Below are 20,303 nucleotides of genomic sequence, written 5' to 3'. Positions count from 1 at the left end.
CAATCAAAAATTCTAACGCAGTTATCGAGTATTTTAACCCGATAGGGTGAACCGTTATTTACTACGATTGATATAATGGCTCTTTTATCTGGTCAAACTCAAATTGAACGCAATAAAAAAGGAGAGCCTAAGCCCTCCTTTTTCGTAACCATAAACTGCTAATTAAAGAGCAGCTTTTGCTTTTCCAACGAGTACTGCAAATGCAGCTTTGTCGAATACAGCGATATCGGCAAGGATCTTACGATCGATTTCGATAGACGCTTTCTTAAGACCGTTGATAAAACGGCTGTAAGATAGACCATTTTGACGAGACGCAGCGTTGATACGAGCAATCCAAAGTTGACGGAATTGACGCTTCTTGTTGCGACGGTCACGGTATGCGTATTGACCAGCTTTTGTAACTGCTTGGAAAGCTACGCGGTAAACACGTGAACGTGCTCCGTAGTAACCTTTAGCTTGTTTAAGAACTTTCTTATGACGTGCACGAGCTTGTACACCACGTTTTACGCGAGGCATTATGCTTCTCCTAAATAAACGATAATTAAACTAAAAAGAATTAAGCGTATGGCAACATACGTAGAACTGCAGCTACTTCACATTTAGGAAGAATTGCATTTGGACGTAGTTGACGCTTGTTCTTAGTAGTACGCTTAGTCAGGATGTGACGTTTACCAGCGTGCTTAAACTTAATACCACCAGCAGTTTTCTTGAAACGCTTAGCAGCACCTTTATTGGATTTCATCTTAGTCATGATGAATAACTCCGCATTGTTGAGTAGTTAATAACATAGTAATTAGGGCGAACAAAACACACCCACTGAAACAGCAGGTGCATTATTGCTACTTGTAAGGCCTTTAATTACTTCTTTTTAGGCGCCAATACCATAATCATCTGGCGACCTTCTATTCTCGTTGGGAAAGATTCGACTACTGCAAATTCTTCAGTATCCGCTTTCAAACGATTAAGAACGTCAACACCGATGCTTTGGTGGGCCATTTCACGGCCACGGAAGCGAATTGTTACCTTCACTTTGTTGCCGTCTTCTAGGAAACCAGTCAGGTTGCGTAGTTTTACCTGATAGTCTCCGACATCAGTCCCAGGACGGAATTTTATTTCCTTAATCTGGACCTGCTTTTGCTTCTTCTTCTGCTCTTTCGCAGCTTTGCTCTTCTCGAAGAGGAACTTGCCGTAGTCCATCACTCGACAGACAGGCGGCTCGGCGTTAGGGCTGATCTCTACGAGATCCATACCAGCTTCATTAGCAGCTTCAAGTGCTTCAGCAATTGATACTACACCAACGGCTTCGCCGTCAGCGCCAGTTAAGCGAACTTCACGAACGCCACGAATGTCACCGTTTAAACGGTGCTGGTTTTGTTTGGCCGGTTGTTGGCCACGTCTTCCGCCTTTAATAGCTATTCCTCCAGATTGAGCTTACGGCTTGTAACTTCGGCTTGGATGTATGAAATAAAGTCATCCACTTTAAACTTGCCTAGGTCCTTGCCCTTACGAGTACGTACTGCAATTTCTCCGGCTTCCATTTCCTGGTCGCCACAGACAAGCATGTACGGAACACGTTTCAAAGTATGTTCGCGGATTTTAAAGCCAATCTTCTCATTTCTCAAGTCCGCTTTGACTCTAAATCCACTTTTTTGCAGTTTTTTTGTGATTTCTTGTACATATTCAGCTTGTTTGTCAGTAATACCCATGACAACCGCTTGTTCTGGCGCCAACCACGTAGGGAAGAAGCCAGCGTACTCTTCAATTAGAATACCAATGAAGCGCTCTAGTGAACCTAAAATCGCTCGGTGAATCATCACTGGCGTATGACGTTCGTTATCTTCACCAACGTAAGTTGCACCTAAACGTTCAGGTAATGCAAAATCAAGCTGCACTGTACCACATTGCCACGCACGATCTAAGCAATCATGTAATGTAAATTCAATTTTCGGTCCGTAGAACGCACCTTCGCCTTCTTGAATATCAAAAGCAATGTTCATTGACTCTAGCGCGAGCTTTAGATCCGCTTCAGCGCGATCCCACATTTCATCGGAACCGACACGTTGCTCAGGGCGAGTTGACAGCTTCACAACAATGTTTTCAAAACCAAATGTTGTGTAAGTATCGTAAACCATCTCGATACATGCTTTTACTTCTTGTTGTACTTGTTCTTCTGTACAGAATACGTGCGCATCATCTTGAGTGAAGCCACGAACACGCATAATGCCGTGCAGCGCACCAGAAGGCTCATTACGGTGACAAGAACCAAACTCTGCCATACGCAGCGGCAAGTCGCGGTATGATTTCAAACCTTGGTTAAAGATTTGAACGTGACCCGGACAGTTCATTGGCTTGATGGCGTACTCACGGTTCTCAGAACTGGTTGTGAACATCGCTTCTGCGTATTTGTCCCAGTGACCAGATCGTTCCCAAAGAACACGATCCATCATCAACGGACCTTTTACTTCCTGGTAATCATATTCGGTCAATTTTTCACGAATGAAGACTTCAAGATCACGGAAAATAGACCAACCATTATGATGCCAGAACACCATACCCGGTGCTTCTTGCTGCATGTGGAATAGGTCTAGGTGCTTACCAATCTTACGATGGTCACGCTTGGCTGCTTCTTCAAGGCGAGTTAAGTGCGCTTTCAGTGCTTTCTTATCGTGAAATGCGGTACCGTAGATGCGTTGTAGCATTTTGTTGTCGCTGTTACCACGCCAGTATGCACCCGCTACGTTCAATAGCGTGAAGTGCTGACAGAAACCCATATGCGGCACGTGAGGGCCACGACACATATCGATGTATTCTTCATGGTGGTAAAGTCCTGGTCGATCGTCACGAGCAACATTTTCATCCAGGATTTCAATTTTGTAGCTCTCACCGCGAGCTTCAAATGCGTCGCGCGCTTCCTGCCAGCTTACGTTCTTTTTAACGACCTGATATTTGGTTTTCGCCAACTCTTTCATGCGCTTTTCGATTTTTTCGAGATCATCTTGCGTTAGCGAGTGCTCTAAATCGATATCATAGTAAAAGCCATTGTCGATGGTTGGACCGATCGCCATTTTCGCTTCTGGGAAAAGTTGCTTAATCGCATGGCCTAAAAGGTGAGCACAAGAGTGACGAACGATCTCAAGGCCATCAACTTCATCTTTAGCGGTGATGATTTCTAGGCTTGCATCGTTTTCGATAAGGTCACACGCATCAACACGATTACCGTCTACACGCCCAGCAATGGTAGCTTTAGCAAGACCAGGGCCGATAGATTGGGCTACATCGAGTGTTGAAACAGGCGCGTCAAATGGGCGCTGACTGCCGTCAGGAAGAGTAATAATAGGCATTATTTGTCCTTTACAGTGGTGTTGCATACCAAGCAACACATGTTCAGTAATATGTTTCGTCATTAACGAAACATGTCTAAATGAGAGTTCGGTATTGATTTCGATACAAATACGAATGTACCTAGAAAAATACGAACGCGCATTGTAACTCAACGAGATAAAATAACAATCTATGTCACAACTTGATCATTCGCCCCCCACACAAGCATACATGTCGTTAGGGGAGGTTTATCTCGATGTATAAACCGGGCATTAGCGCTCTAGGGATTTATTAGGCTGCTCTTTTTCATGCTTATACCCCATGGCTCTGAGGTTTTGGCCATGAACGGTATTTTTCATCATTTCCCACAGCCCAGATAAGAAAGCTTTATGGGCTTCACCGCGTCGAATGTATCTAATGTGAATGAAAATATAAATGGTAAGAAACACGGCTAACACAATGGTAATACCATACGCTTCATTCAAACTCATGATGTTCAATATATCATCCTCAATAAGAACACTTACTCGCCTCTAGCCTTGCTTCACTTCTAGCCTTGCTTCACTTCTAGCCTTGTTCACTTCTAGCCTTGCTTACTTCTAACTATAAGGTGGTTGCGGTTATCACGACTTGATTTAATTAACGTGTCGCTGATATCTATATTAGGCGACTTGGCGAGGCGATCGTAGAGCAGAACATTCACCGATGCAGCCAAATTCATGCAACCAATAGTAGGGACATAAACCACATGATCCGCTCGGTCTGCCACATCTTGAGAAATGGATCCATCTTCAGGCCCAAAGATATAGATGGCTTTATCTGGGTGCTCAAATTCAGGTAATGGGGTGGCGCCTTCTGCAAAATCGACACACACTATACGAGTATCATCGCTCAGATTAGCTAAAAAAGAGTCCACACCTTTAAGCGGGATTTGGCTAGCGACGTTATTCGTGTCCGTATGAAACTTCGAGGCTTTCTCATAGCGCTGCCCAGTATATTGCACTTCATCCGCTTGGTAGCACCCTGCTGCACGCATGACAGCACCGACATTTGATGGACTTTTAGGGTTCGTTAGCCCAATGATGACACGGGTATTTTTCATGGTTTATCTCGACAACCGACGGGCATTGGTGACACCAGAATCATTGATATCACGCTACATAAATTGAAAACGAGATACTAACAAATGCGGATTTACAGTGAAAGGTGAAAACTAAGCGGTGTTTCCCCCATTCAACATTCCGTATACTACCCACTCCATGATATTAAGCCCAATTGAGCCTTTTTTATGATTATTTTACACACCAACGTTGGTGACATTCAGATCGAATTAGACACAGCGACAGCGCCAGTCAGTTCAAAAAACTTTTTGCGATACTGCCAAGAAGGATTTTATGAAGGGACAATATTTCACCGCGTTATCTCAGGCTTCATGGTTCAAGGTGGAGGGCTTACGGTAGATCTGAATGAAAAATCAACCCGGCTTCCGATTGTAAACGAAGCGAATCGAGGGTTAAAGAATCTCACCGGCACCATCGCAATGGCGCGCACTGAAGCGCCTCATTCTGCAACGGCAGAGTTCTTTATCAATGTAGCCGACAACCCATGTCTCGATCATACTGCGACAACGAACAAAGGTTGGGGGTACGCTGTTTTTGGCAAGGTTTCAGCAGGAATGGATGTCGTTCAGGACATTTCCTCACTAGTAACAGAAACCCGCAATGGTTACGATGATGTGCCAAATGAGACCGTGATTATTGAAAAAGTGGTTATCCAGCCAGACTAATACAATAGACGCTTACGATAGCGTTTTTACACTCTTTCTTTCTACTAATGTGGGTTCGAGTTGAACGACGACCGTGTCATTGCTGTTTTTTTCTAACTTTGTAAGCAAGGTGTCTACGGCGGCTTTTCCTAAACGGTATTTAGGCTGGTGGACCGTTGTGAGTGACGGCGTCATAAATCTAGCAATATGAATATCATCGTAACCGATGATTGAAATATCCTGTGGGATCTTAATATTATGTTCATTGGCGGCGTTGATCACGCCCATTGCCATCATATCGTTACTCACAAAAAGAGCACTCGGTAGCGGGCCCTTATTATTCATAGTATTGAATGCGCTATAGCCACCTTCACATTCAAAATCTGCTTCAACAATCCAGCGAGGATTGATGTCAAGACCGGCTTCGTTCAGCGCACGTTTGTAGCCTTCATAACGCATTTGAGCTTGATAACGATTCAATGGGCCTGTGATACAGCCTATATTTTTATGGCCCGCATCAATCAGATACTTGGTTGCCATATAACCGCCACGCAATGAATTGTCTTGAATTTTATCGCTAGAGAACAGCATTGGGCCCCAGTCCATCACAACAACAGGAATGTCTGGGTAACGCTCAAAAACATCGACACGTTGGCCTTCCAGTGTTGAACACATCAGTATCACGCCATCGACACGCTTTTGCAGCAAGGTGTTGATCGACGCTTTCATTCGGTCACTGTCCCCTTCTGTGTTACAAAGAATCAAGTTGTAACCCTGCTGATAACAACTGCGCTCAACGCCTTTTACCACCTCACCAAAAAACGGGTTAGTGGAGGTCGTCACCAGCATGCCGATGGTTTTTGTTCTGTTCATTTTGAGGCTGCGAGCCAAAGCGGAAGGTGCGTAATTAAGCTCTCTTGCTGCATCGTTAACCCGTTGTGATATTTCTTCACTCACATAGCGAGATTGGTTAATGACATGGCTCACCGTAGAAGTCGAAACACCGGCTAATTTTGCTATGTCTTTCATGGTCGCCATATGGGTATCCTTTATTGGTCTGAGAAGCTGTGTTGTACCTTGCTCTCTACTCGTTTTCAATCAAAAATGCGTCAACCTCTTCTCTGCTTGGAATCGAGGTTTGCGCACCGAAACGAGTCACAGAGATCGCAGCTGCGGCGTGAGCAAACTTTATGGCTGATTCTAATTGCATATCTTCTAATAAGCCAGTGATCAGTGCACCATTAAATGTATCCCCCGCTGCCGTTGTATCAATGGCATTCACCTTAAAACCCGGTATCAGCTCTCCACGTCCATTATTACTTAACCATACACCTTTAACGCCTAGCGTTATCATTACAATCTCAATGCCTTTATTATGCAATACGTTTGCGGCTTGTTGGGCTGTTTCATTGTCGGTAACAGTAACCCCAGTAAGAACTTCGGCTTCTGTTTCGTTCGGGGTAATAACATCAACACATTGCAGTAATGAGTCAGGTAAATCTCGCGCTGGAGCTGGGTTTAGGATCACGCTCGTTCGACTATCTTTCGCAACCATTGCCGCTTTTTCGATGCCATCTAACGGCGTTTCTAATTGCATTAACAAATACTTAGCCTGGCGAATGTGTTCAAGGTCGGGCTCAATAGCATCGGCGCTTAACTTCGCGTTCGCTTCTGCTGAAATACAAATACTATTTTCCCCGCTATCCGAAACGTGAATCATAGCAATGCCCGTCGGGCAATTAGGCTGTATTTTTACACCACCAGTATTAATACCATCAAACTTAAAGCTTTCACGGATATTGATGCCAAAAGCATCGTCACCCACGCAAGCAATCAAACCGATATCCGCATTTAATCGAGCAGCGGCAACAGCTTGATTCGCCCCTTTACCACCAGGGATCACTTGGTAATTTCGACCATGTAACGTCTCGCCTGGGCGAGGAAAGGAAGGCACTTGAAGAACATGGTCAGCGTTGACACTACCTAATACCACTAACTGATTCATACGATTATCCTCGGTTCTAAAAAACCTAATTTGAGTACGATAAATGTGAGTGGGGGGATCCACTCGAAAACGGATGTTTGTATGATCTATGACGTACATTAACGAGAACATACAAACATCAATTTTGCTCTTCTCTTAATTTACTTAAAAAAGAGAAGAGCAACGATTGATTATGACGTCTAACTCATTTGAGTGGCTAAGCGAAATTCACTTATTTTGCCACCACTTTAAGAGGTACTGGAATGTACTCTTGAACCGTTTCTCCTTGTAGGACTTTAACCGCGGTTTCTACACCCAGTGCACCAATAAGATCCGGTTGCTGTGCCACTGTTGCTGCCAGCATGCCACGATTCACCGCCGCAATACCGTCATCGGTGCCATCGAAGCCTACAATCATGATGTCTTTGCCTGACGCTTGCACAGCACGCAATGCGCCAAGTGCCATTTCATCATTTTGTGCGAATACCGCTTGCACATCTGGGTTAGCCGCGAGCAGGTTTTCCATAACGTTCAGGCCTTTAGTGCGATCAAAATCAGCAGGCTGACTCGCCAGTAATTCCATCTCACTGCCGTTCACTGCATTCATGAAACCCTCGCCACGTTCACGTGCTGCCGACGTACCGGCAATGCCTTCAAGTTGGATCACTTTCGCTTTCTCGCCTACTTTTTCCATAATGTAGTGACCCGCGATTTCACCGCCAACCACGTTGTCTGACGCAATATGGCTAACCACTTCTCCACGGCTAGCACCACGGTCAAGAGTCAAAACCGGAATATTTGAACGGTTCGCGATACGGATCGCGTTCGATACCGCGTCAGAATCGGTTGGATTAATCAAAATGGCTTTCACACCACGAACGGTCAAATCTTCTACGTTAGAGAGTTCTTTACTTGGATCGTTTTGCGAATCTAAAACGATCAAGTTGTAGCCTAATTCTTCGGCTTTCGCTTCCGCTCCATCTTTCATGGTGACGAAAAAAGGGTTATTGAGCGTAGACAGCACAATCGCCATGGTATCTTGTGCCTGCGCAGATACCGATACGGTGGAAGAAAGAAGTGCAGCAGAAATAAAAGTAGCAAGTTTTTTCATCGTTATAGTCCTTTGTGTACTTTATGTACTTTATGTACTTTGAGTAGGGGGGAACCAAGCTCGTTGGTTGTTCCACTTCGATTGGTTCATTTTCGTATTTTTAGCTCAAACCATTTGGCCGAATACGTATTGGTTTAATCATTGTTGATTCAGTTATCTATTTTCTGTTTATCACACAGCCTCTAAGCTGACATGTCCTCACCGAGGCTGTTAAAAACCGAGGCTGTTAAGAAATGGCTACTTATTTTTGTTATCAACCAGTACCGCTAGCAATATCACAACGGCTTTGGCGATCATCTGGAAATAAGAAGAGACATCTAACAAATTAAGTGCATTGTTTAAGAACCCGATGATCAGAGCACCAATTAGGGTTCCCATAATTCGCCCCTTACCGCCCATCAAGCTTGTTCCGCCAAGCACGACTGCTGCGATAGCATCAAGTTCATAGCCCATACCCGCTGTAGGCTGGGCAGAAGAAAGACGGGAGGTAATGATGATGCCAGCAACAGCCGCCAACATACCGCAAATGGCGTACACACCGATTTTCACTCTATCGACATTGATACCCGAAAGGCGTGCTGCCGATTCATTGCCGCCAACTGCGTAGATATAGCGTCCAAAACGGGTGTGATTAAGCAGATACCAAACCGCGGCGAAGACAAAAACCATCAGCCACACGGGAACTGGAATACCCAATGTGTAACCCGTACCAAACCAAGCAAAGGCATCTGCTGTATCCGTAAACCCTGTCGAAATTGGGCGGCCATCGGTATAAACCATAGTGACACCACGCAACAGAGTCATGGTGACAAGTGTTGCGATAAACGCTTGAACCTTACCTTTGGCAATAATAACTCCGCTTATTGCACCAAGGGCTGCACCAGCCAGCAATGATGTAGGGACAGCAATGATAACGGGCACTTCCATCCCTATCATCGTGGCTGCGAATGCACCACACAGAGCCAATACCGAACCAACACTAAGATCGATTCCGGCGGTTAAAATGACCAGTGTCATCCCAACCGCGATGATCGCATTCACCGACGTTTGGCGAAGAATATTGAGAATGTTGTCGACCGTAAAAAAGTTCGGGTTTAAGAACGAAACAACAGCAATCAAAAACAGCAGAGCAATTAATGATTTTTGTTCAATCAACCACTCTTTAGTAAAGAATGTCTTACTGCCGTCTTGTGTTTTTTTCGTTGCGTTCGTTGTGTTAGTAGCGTTGGCACTCATGCTGCTTCCTCATTGATCTTTTTGCCTACCGCACAAGCGAGTAGTTTTTCCTGGTCGGCATCTTTGACATCAAACTCGCCACTGATACGCCCTTCGTGCATCACCATGATGCGGTCACTCATTCCCAAGACTTCAGGCATTTCAGACGAGACCAATATGATGCTCATGCCTTCCGACTTAAATTTGTTAATCAGTTGATAGATTTCTTTCTTTGCACCAACGTCAACCCCGCGAGTCGGTTCATCTAAAATGAGGACTTTTGGGCGCGTCATCAGTCCTTTCGCTATCGCTACTTTCTGTTGATTACCACCAGACAAGTTGCCAATGATTTGATCACGTGTGGGCGTTTTGATATTGAACAGACGTATAAAGTCTTCAACTGCATTGGCTTCATCTTTATGTTGGATTTGACCATTTTGGCTTAATTTATCGAGCGCACTGAGTGACATATTTTCTTTGACAGACAGGCCAAGAACCAAACCATCCCCTTTTCGATCTTCAGAAATATAGGCAATCCCATTGGCTAATGCGTCTTGTGGGCTAACAGGGTTAATGGTTTTGTTATCCAGATTGATAACACCACGTTCGCTGGGCAAAGCACCAAAAATGACTTTCATCAGTTCAGTCCGTCCCGCTCCCATTAAACCTGAAACGCCCAAAATCTCACCACGTTGAAGGGTAAAGCTCACATCGTGAACACCTGACCCGGTCAGCCCAGAGACTTCCAGACAAATATCGCCATGTTCGACATTCACTCTTGGGTATTGATCCTCAAGTTTTCTGCCCACCATCATTTCAATCAAACCGTCCTCATCGGTATCGATAACGGAGCATTCACCAATGAATTTACCGTCGCGCAACACCGTGATGTCATCACAGATTTCAAAGATTTCTTTCAAGCGATGTGAAATGTAAACAACACCACAGCCTTGGTCACGCAGTTCATTGATGACCTTAAACAAGGACTCTGTTTCAGTATCAGTGAGGGCATCGGTAGGTTCATCCATAATGATCACTTTTGACTCGAAAGAGAGCGCTTTGGCAATTTCTACCATCTGCTGCTCACCGAGGCTCAAATCACCAAGAAGTTTGCTAGAGCTGTGTTTTACATTTAATCGAGCCAATAGTTTATCGGCTTCTTGATACATTTTTTGCCACTGAATGCGACCTAACGGGCTGGTAAATTCTCGCCCTAAAAAAATATTTTCAGCAATCGTCAGCTCTGGGATCAAGTTAAGCTCTTGATGAATAATACTAATGCCCGCTTGTTGTGAATCTCTTGGGCCCTTAAAAGTGGTCGCCTGACCTTGATAGTAAATATCACCCGCATCTAACGAGTAAATACCTGTCAACACTTTCATCAAGGTGGATTTACCTGCACCGTTTTCTCCCATCAGCGCCATTACTCGGCCGGGATAGACGTTAAGGCTCGCTTTATCAAGTGCTTTCACACCTGGAAATGCTTTTTCCATCGCGTTTAACTGTAAAATAGCTTGAGTCATGTCATGCCCTCAATAAGAAACCGGAAGCGTTAAACTTCTTATGGATTAAAAAGTAACGCCAGCTTGAAAGATCACGTTTGCATAAGGTGTGCATTCACCAGTACGCACAACGGCGCGACTGTGCTGTGTTCGATCTTTAAACTCTTCATGCGATACATAATGAATCGAAATAGATTTACCCGAGCCTTGTTCTTCGGCTTTTAATTTATCTAACAACTCTTGATGATGCTTAGGGCTTACTGTGGCAAATTCTTCAGCGAGGATCACTCCTTCAATTTGAGATTCAGAAAGAATCACGCTCACCGTTTCAAGAAAGCTAGGAACACCGTGAGTAAGGGCCAAATCAATCCGAGTCACTTCATCAGGGATAGGCAAGCCTGCATCGCAAATCGTGATTTCATCGGTATGGCCTAGCGTTGCCACTAGGTAAGAAAGATCCGCATTGATGAGCGTACTTTTTTTCATTTTTTGACCCTAAAATTAGAATTTGATTAAGACATCATTCATGTCTTTTCCGTGAAAATGACGGTATTTTCAAACCAGGAAAACAATCATCGAAACGTTTCGATGAATAATAGTTATCTGATTTAAGTTTGCAAAGATAAGAAAATAAATTTGTGATTCTGATCTTTTAAATTAAATAAGGGAGAGAAAAAAGGGTGATTATTATCACTGATAACTTAATGACTATTGATTGATTTAAAGTATGTCGGATTCGAATCTTGCACGTCTCGCTTGTGCCAGAGAGCAACTGGTTTTCTGCATTAATTCGTTTAATGTTATCGAAGGGTGGGTATCGATTATCTTAACGAGCCTCGCTTCCATCGACTCTAGGGGTAGGCTTGAACTGACTAAGATGGATTCGATTTTTTTAATCACAGGTCGTAAAGACTCTTCTTCTAAAGACTTCAACACGTCCAAAAACTGAGTCAGCGAACTTACGGTGCCTGTCACCTGCCAATGCCGAGAGCGGCGCACGCGATTCAACGTGCAATCGTATTGTGAAGCAACGTGTTTAAGTTGCTTCACTCGCTCTCCACCCAGGCGATGAATAAGAGAAGGCAATGGAACAAGCACGGTTTCATCGGTCATTATTGAGCACGGCTACTAAAAACGATGGAGCTAGAGTAACGTAATGGCCTAATGAAAATCAAACGGGTGAGCTCGACTCGTACGGGTTTGCTCACCAGCCACTCTATCCACATGACGCTCTGTTCCCTACTTTCAGAACAAATGCAACTTTAAGCGCAGGGGTTAATGTTCAACTCAGGTTTTAGTTTTCAGCGCAGGCGCTAATTAGCAACGTGTTTGCGTGATTTAACCACTCGATAGAGTATTCCAATCACTGCGATAATCATCAGGCTAAAACTACCCGCCATGACTGATTTTGATAACAGCTCCTGATATTCGCTCATAAGTGGATTCGTCATCACCATTTTTCCAATCACCAGTAGAACCAAGCACCAGATAAGCGAACTAGAAATACTGATCGCTAACGTACGCCATGCACTGAGTTTTGACACTCCCATCAGCATTGGTGTTAACACACGAACAAAAGGAATAAATCTTGAAATAAACAGCGATAAAAAGCCGTACCTGTCTAGCAAAGATTTGGCTCTAGGTAGCGACTCCTTGGGCAACATTCGATCTAAGAACACGACAAACTTAGTCTTTTCTAAAAATCGACCTTGGAAGTAAGCACACATGCTTCCAAGCGAAGCAGCTAGGCACAGGAGGGCTAGAGCAGGATAAAAACCAAAAACACTTAGACCTATCATTCCGCCGACAAACAGTACTAAGCTGTCTCCTGGAAATGGCAAAAAAACGAAGCTTGATTCTATAAAAAGAATCAAAATAAGGACAAATAAAAACCACTTGAGTGAGCTTATTTGTTGCAGTGCTTCAAAATCTTGATGCCAAACTGCGAGTAACATTTCTTGCATATTAATTGAGTCCTACCAAATAGAATTAACCCTGTACAGAAAGTTTCCTGCACAGGGTCTAAAGTTAGAGAGGGGTTAATCGAACATCAAAATGACGTAGGCAACAAATAGAATAAGATGTGTTGCTCCGTTTAAAGAGTTAGTTCGTCCACGACTGAAACTGACACTTGCCATCAGTAATGTCATCCCAAGCAAGATCATTTCTGGCGGCTCTAAACCTAAATGGACCGGCTCATTGATCACATGCGAAATCATTAGAACGGCGGGAACCGTCAGGGCAATGGTTGCCAACACGGAACCAAAGAACAAATTCAGCGCTCTTTGCAGCTGGTTGTTTAACGCTGCTTTGGCCGCGCCAACGGCTTCTGGTGCAAGGATAAGAAGAGCGACTATCAAGCCCCCAAGTGCAGGAGGAGCACCCCACATATAAATTGTGCTGTTGATCGGAATCGCAAAGCTTTTCGCTAGTAAAATCACCACCAACAGATAGCCCACTAACAGTAGCGAATGGTAGAGGTTACTCCCCAAGATGCCATGAAACTCGTGCTCATCTTGATGATCTTCATCCATAAAGAAGTGAGTATGACTTCGAGTTTGAATGAACAGAAACACCGAATATAAGCCAATCGATGCCAACACCAATGTCCACGTGAGTGACACTGACATGGAACCCAGTTCATTCGAGCTGGTAAAGCTTGGTAAAACCAAACAGAGCAATGAAAGAGGGATGATCGCGACTAAGTAAGATTGAAGGCCATCTACGTTGTATTTTTGAGTATGGTATTTTAAGCCACCGATAAGCAACGTTACCCCTACTAGGCCATTGAAAACCGTCATTACAACGGCAAACATCGTATCTCTTGCCAGCACTGGGTTTGATTCTCCAGTAATCATGACCGACGAGATCATAACGACTTCCAATGAAATCACCGCTAACGTCAAAATCAAGGTGCCATAAGGGTCACCTAATTTAATAGCTAATGCATCTGAATGCCTGACAACCGCAAAAATTGCCCCCATAACAACAATAAACAACGTCACCGTGGCAGCAATACCTGTTGGAGACGCAATATCGGTTGCGAGAATATCGTTGCCGCCAAGTTTAAAAATAGCGACGGTTAAAAAACCAATCAGTAGTACAAATTCACTTTTTAGAAATCGCTTCATGGCAGTTGATCCTCCTCTAGCATGACTTTTGGTTGATAGTGCAATGGGCTTAGGTTCACCAACTGCGGTAATGTCACACCTATGGAAATAGATGACCAAGTGCCACTAGCAATTCCAACCAGCAGTGCAATTGAGAAGCCTTCCAATGCAGAACCACCGAGTAACCATAAACAAGAAACCGTCATCAATGTCGTTCCCGATGTCACTAACGTTCTTGAAAGCGTTGCGCGTATTGCATCGTTGATCAGATGATCGGTTTTACCGTTAGGGTTACCTTTAAGCAACTCACGAGCCCGATCAGCAATAATAATCGAATCATTGAGCGAGTAACCCAGAACGGCAAGTATCGCAGCCAATACCGTCAAATTAAATTCAAATTGACATAAGGAAAATAAACCCAAGACCAGCACGATGTCATAGACAAGAGCGCTTAATGCCCCGAGCGCTAGACGCCATTCAAAGCGATAACTCAGGTAGAGCATAATCAAAACAAAGCAGACCAAAATAGCCAATCCACCTTGCTCGACCATGTCTTGCCCCACCTGCGGGCCAACCACACTACTATTCAATACATGAACATTTTGACTTATCGGTGTTAGTGTTTCTTGGATCGGTTGAGTAAATTGTTCAACGTCGCTATATCGTATAACCCAACGGCCATCATCATTTGAACGTGCAATTTGCACATCTTGATTGAGCTCTTGGTTTAGATGCTGCCCTAATGTTTCACCTGTGAGCTCTTTATCCAGAACGACTTCAGCAACCACACCACCTGTAAAATCAAGCCCCCAATTGAATCCTTTAAATCCAATCAGCAAAACAGACAGGGCAAATAAGAACACAGAAATACCCGACATCGTGTAGCGTACTCGAGACAGTAATACGTTCGATTTCATCATGGTTATACCCTCACATCGTGGCGTTTATCACGCCCCCAAATCAAATTAATCACAGCACGAGATGCAAAGATCCCGGTAAACATACTGGTAAGAAGGCCAAGGCCTAACGTTAATGCAAACCCTTGTATCGGGCCGTTTCCGATTGAGTAAAGCGCGAGAGCAACTATCATGGTGGTCAAATTCGCATCAAAAATAGACGCAAAGGCGCTATCGAAGCCGCGATCAATCGATTGTGCGAAGTTACGCCCTTCTTTCATTTTGTCTCTTATTCGTTCAAAGATAAGAACATTGGTATCCACCGCCATACCCACGGTCAGCACCAAACCAGCAATCCCTGGCAAGGTTAATACCGCCCCGGGTAACAAGGCGATTAGACCGAGCAACATCACCATATTGACTATCAAGGCCGCATTGGCGACCCAGCCCAGTCTTCGGTACCACAAGGCAATGAACGCCAAGGTTAATCCAAGACCTAACGCGACAGCAGCGAAACCATTACTCACATTCTCAGCGCCTAAAGTTGGCCCTATCGTTCTCTCTTCAATAATCGTAACAGGAGCGGTTAATGACCCCGCTCTTAGCAACAACGCCAGCTCTTGCGCATCTTGCATGCTACCCGCACCAGTGATTCTAAAGCGATTGCCGAGCTGAGATTGAATGGTTGCAACACTGATCACGTTGCTGGCTTGCTCACTTTCACCTTTGGCATTTCGGCTATATTCGCTATAAACCGTGGCCATTGGATTACCAATATTGGCGCGAGAAAATTGAGACATTTTCCGGCCGCCCATCGTATCAAGCGAAATATTAACTTCAGCCGAACCCATTTCGCCAACGCCTGCTCTAGCATCAATAATATGCTCGCCACCAAGAACAGCTCTTCGACTCACATTGACACGATTTCCATCGTTATCGAGCAGGACCATTGACTCAGCACCAGCGCTGTTCGATACCGCATGGAACGCTAAAGAAGCCGTCGCACCAATCACATCTTTGGCTGATGCAGGATCTTGAACGCCCGGCAATTCGATACGAATACGGTTTTCACCTTGACGCTGAACCGAGGCTTCAGTAATGCCAAGCTGTTCCAACCGACTACGCATAATTTGCAGATTTTGTTGGACAGTTAAGGTTCGCAATGTCGAGCGTTCATCACTAGATTGTGTAATGGTTAACGTACGTTGGTCAGTAGAAACATTCCAATTGGGGTAGTTTTCGCGAAGAAGTTTTTGTGCGGTTTGAACATCATCGGCATTACGGACCGTCAACAAGACGTTATGGTCGCTGTGTCGACCACGGCTCGCTCGAATGTTTGATGTGATATCATCGATCAAGGTTTGGCGATGAGCCTGGTAAACCGGCTCCATATCCACTTCAAGTAAGAACTGAACACCACCGCGTAAATCAAGACCGAGTTTAATCGGAGCAAAACCCATCGAGGTCATCCAATCGGGTGCTGCGGCCTCCATAGCCAGAGCGATAGTGATATCGTCATTGAGCACATCACTGAGCGTATCTCTAGCTAGGCTCTGTTGAGCTTCGTTATCCAGTACAACAATCGTTCGATTGCCGTCTTGCTGAATGCTCAGTGGCGTAATATCAACCTGACTTAGTTGATTTGCTACAAAGGTAGCATCGGGCGTGGCCTGATCACGAGAACTGATATGTAAAGAAGCGTTTTCGCCATACCACGATGGTAGCGCGCTGAATGTCATCACGATAATGGTGACGATCAGAACCACATATTTCCAGATCGCATAGCGGTTGATGACTTTATGGGGCGTTTTCTTTTTCATTTGCAACTCTATCTCTCAATAGATTAAAACTGTGCATTGAAAGGTGCCACAACATGCTCGCTAACGGCGCATACCTCACTGAGATAAGCGATAGATTCAGCCTAAAAATGTCGTAGTTCAGATATTATTTCAATGCGTAATGGTCAGTAACGACCTGAGAAATGAGTCACTAAGTGCGAGAGTGCTGGTGGGTGTACAAAGCATTGGTTTCTTTCCAACCGGAAAGACGAGAGCTTGCTAAAGTGAAGCTTGTCCAATGAGTTGAAGGGTCTGGTAGTTGAACATCTGAGCGTGCGATATCCAGTAATACAGGGGATAAAAACGCCACTAAAAGGTAATAGCTTGGCTCAATACCATTACTAGCGCAGTTATCCGCGCTAATGATACGACGAACAAACGACGTTGCGTATGGTTCGTTATGATCGTTAAAGGTAAAACCGTCATCCCCTAATGAAATGGGATCGTTGGTATCCGTCTTAGCTTTAGCGTTGGCATTGCCTGTATCAGATTCTTGATTCATCTGATCGCCTGCTTCGCAATTTTCTGACAAATTGACGTACACAGCGGATTGGTTGCCACTAAAATCCATGCATTCCTGTGCCGTCACGATATGCGAACATAGCGACAATGCGATAAGAATGAATAGTTGATAGTAACGTTTAAGCAAGAAAGATAACCGTGAGTAATGAAACTAGGGCAAGTATAATCAGTCAATAAACCAATAGATACTCTATTTAGAACCTTTCATTAATTTAGATAGTTTAAAAAACTCTAAAAACACCTAAAACCATAAATTCAGACTTTACATAGCCTCATTCATGGCCTTATCTCCTCTTCATTGCCTCCCTTCTTTTGTGGCGACTTCATTCACATTCGTTTTAACGGCTGAACAACGCTGTCGAGCCCTTCAATTTTCAATGCCAAACAAAGTTGAAGAAGATCACCAAGCTCACCGCTAGGGAACCCCTTCTTATCGAACCACAACAAATACTCCTCCGGTAGATCGATTAACGCTCTTCCAGAATACTTGCCAAATGGCATTGGCGTTCTTGCCAGCTTAACTAGGTTTTCTTTCTCCAACATACCGTATTTTTCGCCTCAGGTTGTCACGGTCTTCCGTTGACCCATTGGGTTTCCAACAGGTCTATCGACCCATTAACGTCACCATTAAGCGACCGTATGAACATACTCAACAATGACTTGATTACCTTGTGCATACACACGTTGGATTTCGCCGTCGACAGACATCGTGCTTTTTAACGTCACCAGTTGCTGTGCAGATTGGCTCGCACGTTGTAAAGACGGGACTACTCGGTAAGGTTCGATATGTAGCTTAGTGCAAAACTGGTGGATAAACTCTAAAGAGATCGGAGCGTTCCCCCTCAATATGGCTGAAAACTCGGCTTGTGTCATTCCCATTTTTTTGGCCATTTCCATCTGCGTCAAGCGCATCTTGGCTTTCTGTGACATCCAAGTGTTGTATAAAGCATCTCTATCTATCTGATTAAACTGCACGTTGAAGCTCCCTTACATTCTAAATATGGATGAATTCTGCTGTAATCCATGTGCACAATGTCAGATACCCGTCAGGTTTTGACCAATGTTTCGCCCTTAACTTACACGATGCCTATGCATGGTTAATAGGCCTAGTTGATACACACGGATAACTAACACTGAATCCACTTAGGGCAAACCTCACACGCACAAAAAAGGCCATAGTGACTATGGCCTCTCGAATCAAAGGTGTTATTACGTTTCTGGGTTATTGCGTTTATGCTTAGCCAAAGAAGCTAGTAATTAAACGTTTAAACCAGTCCAGTGCTTTTTTGAAGAAACTGCCTTCTTCAACATCATTCAACGCGACCAGTGAAGATTGAGCAACCTGCTCTCCATCAACTAGGTAAGAAACACTGCCCAGCACATCACTCTTGCGAATTGGCGCTGTTAACTCGCCGTCTAATTCAATGTTTGCGGTCAGCTTACTGATCTCACCTTTAGTCAGTGTAATAAACACATCTTGATCAACACCGACCGAAACGCTGTCTTCTGACCCCATCCACACTCTTGGTCTCGCAATTTCTTCGCCTGCAGAGTTTGGAGAAACGGTATCAAAGAAACGGAACCCATAACTCAACAATTGTTTACTTTCAGCTTCGCGACTCTTGGTACTTTTTGAACCCATGACGACAGAGATTAAGCGCATATCTCCGCTAGTGGCAGAGCTGGCTAAGCTATAACCTGCGCCACTCGTGTAGCCTGTTTTCATGCCATCGACATTCATGCTTCGGTCACGCAGCAGGCCGTTACGGTTGTATTGTGTGATACCGTTGAACTTAAAAGAGCGCTCACTGTACAGTGGATAAATATTCGGTAGATCTCGAATGATCGCACGACCCAAAGTCGCAATATCATAAGGGGTAGAATAGAGACCATTACTGTCTAAGCCATGAGGGTTAGTAAACGCTGTATTCTCTAACTTTAAACGTTGTGCCCATGAATTCATAAGTGCTACAAAAGAATCTTGAGAGCCAGCGACATGCTCAGCAATCGCGACACTCGCATCATTGCCCGATTGCACGATTAAACCACGGTATAGATCCATCATGTCGACAGTTTTGCCCACCTCGATGAACATTTTCGATGAATCAGGAAACTTTTTTGCCCAGGCATTTTTACTAATAACCACTTGATCGTGTTTACCAATGTTACCCGCTTTTATCTCTTGCCCTGCAACATACGCGGTCATTAATTTAGTCAAACTGGCAGGGTTTAACTTGGTATGAGCATTTTTTTCAACCAGTACTTTGCCAGTATGGTAATCCATCAACACATACCCGTTTGCACCCAAGACGGGTGCATCAGGCACGATGGTTGGTGCCGCTATTGTGAAAGGTGAGAGAAGAGCGGTTGAGAGTAAAGCACCAGCGAATCGTAAATCCATATTAATCATATTTTAGCCAAGTGAAATAGGTGTTGTTAGGAGTATATATAAAAGCAAGGAAGATAAATGAGGGCTTTACCAATCCTTACGAAAATTTGATTTTAGTTACACAGTGGCGAACAAAGCACCAAAGTTCTTCCTATTAAAACAAAATGACCGATAGCATGCTATCGGTCATTGAAAGAATTTTGATTATGCTCGCTTAGTTAGCGTTGGCATAGCGAGAAATAAGTGTCGTCCAATGCGGCGTTTTTTTCATTCGATAGTTGAACCATAAATAGGTCGCCACCATAGAGAAAAACAAATAAGACATCGCAAATATCATAGGGGAAGTGATCAACTCGGCTGATACGCTCAATACAATACCGACGACGGTCACCATCAACTTAGCAAACATGCCTAAGAAAAGTAACAGTAACACAAGTTCAGGAAAGCGCGTTGTGCGAAATGCGAACCAGTAACAGCTGCCGACAGCAAGCGTCGAAATCGTCAGACCGAGAACGAAAGAATGGAAATGTTCCGCTGATGCAACACCCGCAAAGATAGATATCATTGCAATAATAATTAACTTCATAATACACGCCTCGTTTAGTGACCTACGATTTGCTTCCTTTCATTTTTGCAAACTCATTTTGCGC

The 20,303-nt window shown here is 44.2% G+C and carries 23 protein-coding genes; 1 reads left to right on the top strand and 22 read right to left on the bottom strand.

What is annotated here, in order from left to right:
• Positions 1 to 162: 162 nt before the first annotated feature.
• The 6 genes from rplT to A1QO_RS19975 all read right to left on the bottom strand — a co-directional run bounded on the left by rplT (position 163) and on the right by A1QO_RS19975 (position 4,423).
• Positions 163 to 516, bottom strand: a complete 354-nt coding sequence (gene rplT, locus A1QO_RS20000) for a 50S ribosomal protein L20 (RefSeq protein WP_017034714.1) — start codon at positions 514 to 516, stop codon at positions 163 to 165.
• Between the two features lie 40 nt (positions 517 to 556).
• On the bottom strand, positions 557 to 751 hold the full coding sequence (gene rpmI / locus A1QO_RS19995; protein ID WP_017034715.1) for a 50S ribosomal protein L35: 195 nt from the start codon (positions 749 to 751) through the stop codon (positions 557 to 559).
• Between the two features lie 107 nt (positions 752 to 858).
• Positions 859 to 1,410 carry a translation initiation factor IF-3 gene (gene infC, locus A1QO_RS19990; RefSeq protein WP_083188639.1) on the bottom strand — a complete coding sequence of 184 codons (552 nt, stop codon included), beginning with the start codon at positions 1,408 to 1,410 and terminating at the stop codon, positions 859 to 861.
• A 2-nt stretch (positions 1,411 to 1,412) separates the two neighbouring features.
• The gene (thrS, locus tag A1QO_RS19985) at positions 1,413 to 3,341 is read right to left on the bottom strand and encodes a threonine--tRNA ligase (RefSeq protein WP_017039159.1); all 1,929 of its coding nucleotides are present in this window, start codon (positions 3,339 to 3,341) and stop codon (positions 1,413 to 1,415) included.
• 252 nt (positions 3,342 to 3,593) lie between these two features.
• Positions 3,594 to 3,812 carry a hypothetical protein gene (locus A1QO_RS19980; protein WP_017034718.1) on the bottom strand — a complete coding sequence of 73 codons (219 nt, stop codon included), beginning with the start codon at positions 3,810 to 3,812 and terminating at the stop codon, positions 3,594 to 3,596.
• 92 nt (positions 3,813 to 3,904) lie between these two features.
• Positions 3,905 to 4,423 carry an RNA methyltransferase gene (locus tag A1QO_RS19975; protein ID WP_017034719.1) on the bottom strand — a complete coding sequence of 173 codons (519 nt, stop codon included), beginning with the start codon at positions 4,421 to 4,423 and terminating at the stop codon, positions 3,905 to 3,907.
• 186 nt (positions 4,424 to 4,609) lie between these two features.
• Between A1QO_RS19975 and A1QO_RS19970 the strand changes: the two genes are divergently transcribed.
• Entirely contained in the window at positions 4,610 to 5,107 is a 498-nt protein-coding gene (locus tag A1QO_RS19970) for a peptidylprolyl isomerase (protein ID WP_017039160.1), read from the top strand.
• Between the two features lie 12 nt (positions 5,108 to 5,119).
• Here the strand turns inward: A1QO_RS19970 and A1QO_RS19965 are convergent, their stop codons facing one another.
• The 16 genes from A1QO_RS19965 to A1QO_RS19890 all read right to left on the bottom strand — a co-directional run bounded on the left by A1QO_RS19965 (position 5,120) and on the right by A1QO_RS19890 (position 20,239).
• On the bottom strand, positions 5,120 to 6,124 hold the full coding sequence (locus A1QO_RS19965) for a substrate-binding domain-containing protein (protein ID WP_017034721.1): 1,005 nt from the start codon (positions 6,122 to 6,124) through the stop codon (positions 5,120 to 5,122).
• 46 nt (positions 6,125 to 6,170) lie between these two features.
• Positions 6,171 to 7,091, bottom strand: coding sequence for a ribokinase (rbsK, locus tag A1QO_RS19960; RefSeq protein WP_017034722.1), 921 nt, complete (start codon positions 7,089 to 7,091; stop codon positions 6,171 to 6,173).
• A 211-nt stretch (positions 7,092 to 7,302) separates the two neighbouring features.
• On the bottom strand, positions 7,303 to 8,181 hold the full coding sequence (rbsB, locus tag A1QO_RS19955) for a ribose ABC transporter substrate-binding protein RbsB (RefSeq protein ID WP_017034723.1): 879 nt from the start codon (positions 8,179 to 8,181) through the stop codon (positions 7,303 to 7,305).
• Positions 8,182 to 8,418: 237 nt separating this feature from the next.
• Complete coding sequence (gene rbsC, locus A1QO_RS19950) at positions 8,419 to 9,417, bottom strand: ribose ABC transporter permease (RefSeq protein WP_017034724.1); 999 nt, start codon at positions 9,415 to 9,417, stop codon at positions 8,419 to 8,421.
• Positions 9,414 to 10,919: a ribose ABC transporter ATP-binding protein RbsA gene (gene rbsA, locus A1QO_RS19945; RefSeq protein ID WP_017034725.1), complete on the bottom strand. Its 1,506-nt coding sequence runs from the start codon at positions 10,917 to 10,919 to the stop codon at positions 9,414 to 9,416. Before rbsA ends, rbsC begins: the two co-directional genes overlap by 4 nt.
• Positions 10,920 to 10,964: 45 nt before the next feature.
• Positions 10,965 to 11,384: a D-ribose pyranase gene (gene rbsD, locus A1QO_RS19940; protein WP_017034726.1), complete on the bottom strand. Its 420-nt coding sequence runs from the start codon at positions 11,382 to 11,384 to the stop codon at positions 10,965 to 10,967.
• A 234-nt stretch (positions 11,385 to 11,618) separates the two neighbouring features.
• A complete protein-coding gene (locus A1QO_RS19935; protein WP_017041956.1) occupies positions 11,619 to 12,011 on the bottom strand; it encodes a ribosome recycling factor family protein in 393 nt (130 codons plus the stop codon).
• A gap of 200 nt (positions 12,012 to 12,211) precedes the next feature.
• Positions 12,212 to 12,862 (bottom strand): DedA family protein, encoded by a 651-nt coding sequence (locus tag A1QO_RS19930; RefSeq protein WP_017041955.1) that lies wholly within the window; start codon positions 12,860 to 12,862, stop codon positions 12,212 to 12,214.
• A 75-nt stretch (positions 12,863 to 12,937) separates the two neighbouring features.
• Complete coding sequence (locus A1QO_RS19925) at positions 12,938 to 14,029, bottom strand: calcium:proton antiporter (RefSeq protein WP_017041954.1); 1,092 nt, start codon at positions 14,027 to 14,029, stop codon at positions 12,938 to 12,940.
• A complete protein-coding gene (gene secF / locus A1QO_RS19920; protein ID WP_017041953.1) occupies positions 14,026 to 14,928 on the bottom strand; it encodes a protein translocase subunit SecF in 903 nt (300 codons plus the stop codon). The genes A1QO_RS19925 and secF overlap by 4 nt, the downstream gene beginning before the upstream one ends.
• A 2-nt stretch (positions 14,929 to 14,930) precedes the next feature.
• Positions 14,931 to 16,724 (bottom strand): protein translocase subunit SecD, encoded by a 1,794-nt coding sequence (gene secD, locus A1QO_RS19915; RefSeq protein ID WP_017041952.1) that lies wholly within the window; start codon positions 16,722 to 16,724, stop codon positions 14,931 to 14,933.
• 169 nt (positions 16,725 to 16,893) lie between these two features.
• Positions 16,894 to 17,391, bottom strand: coding sequence for a hypothetical protein (locus A1QO_RS19910; RefSeq protein WP_241790496.1), 498 nt, complete (start codon positions 17,389 to 17,391; stop codon positions 16,894 to 16,896).
• A gap of 200 nt (positions 17,392 to 17,591) precedes the next feature.
• A complete protein-coding gene (locus tag A1QO_RS19905; protein WP_017037607.1) occupies positions 17,592 to 17,807 on the bottom strand; it encodes a DUF3820 family protein in 216 nt (71 codons plus the stop codon).
• A gap of 84 nt (positions 17,808 to 17,891) precedes the next feature.
• Positions 17,892 to 18,239 (bottom strand): helix-turn-helix domain-containing protein, encoded by a 348-nt coding sequence (locus tag A1QO_RS19900; protein ID WP_017037606.1) that lies wholly within the window; start codon positions 18,237 to 18,239, stop codon positions 17,892 to 17,894.
• 262 nt (positions 18,240 to 18,501) lie between these two features.
• A complete protein-coding gene (locus tag A1QO_RS19895) occupies positions 18,502 to 19,665 on the bottom strand; it encodes a D-alanyl-D-alanine carboxypeptidase family protein (protein WP_017041950.1) in 1,164 nt (387 codons plus the stop codon).
• Positions 19,666 to 19,867: 202 nt separating this feature from the next.
• On the bottom strand, positions 19,868 to 20,239 hold the full coding sequence (locus tag A1QO_RS19890; RefSeq protein WP_017034736.1) for a hypothetical protein: 372 nt from the start codon (positions 20,237 to 20,239) through the stop codon (positions 19,868 to 19,870).
• Between the last annotated feature and the right edge of the window lie 64 nt (positions 20,240 to 20,303).

Source organism: Vibrio genomosp. F10 str. ZF-129 (genome assembly GCF_000287055.2).
Taxonomy (GTDB): Bacteria; Pseudomonadota; Gammaproteobacteria; order Enterobacterales; family Vibrionaceae; genus Vibrio.
The sequence above is the reverse complement of the archived record's forward strand: the minus strand, read 5'-3'. Positions and strand labels throughout refer to the sequence as shown.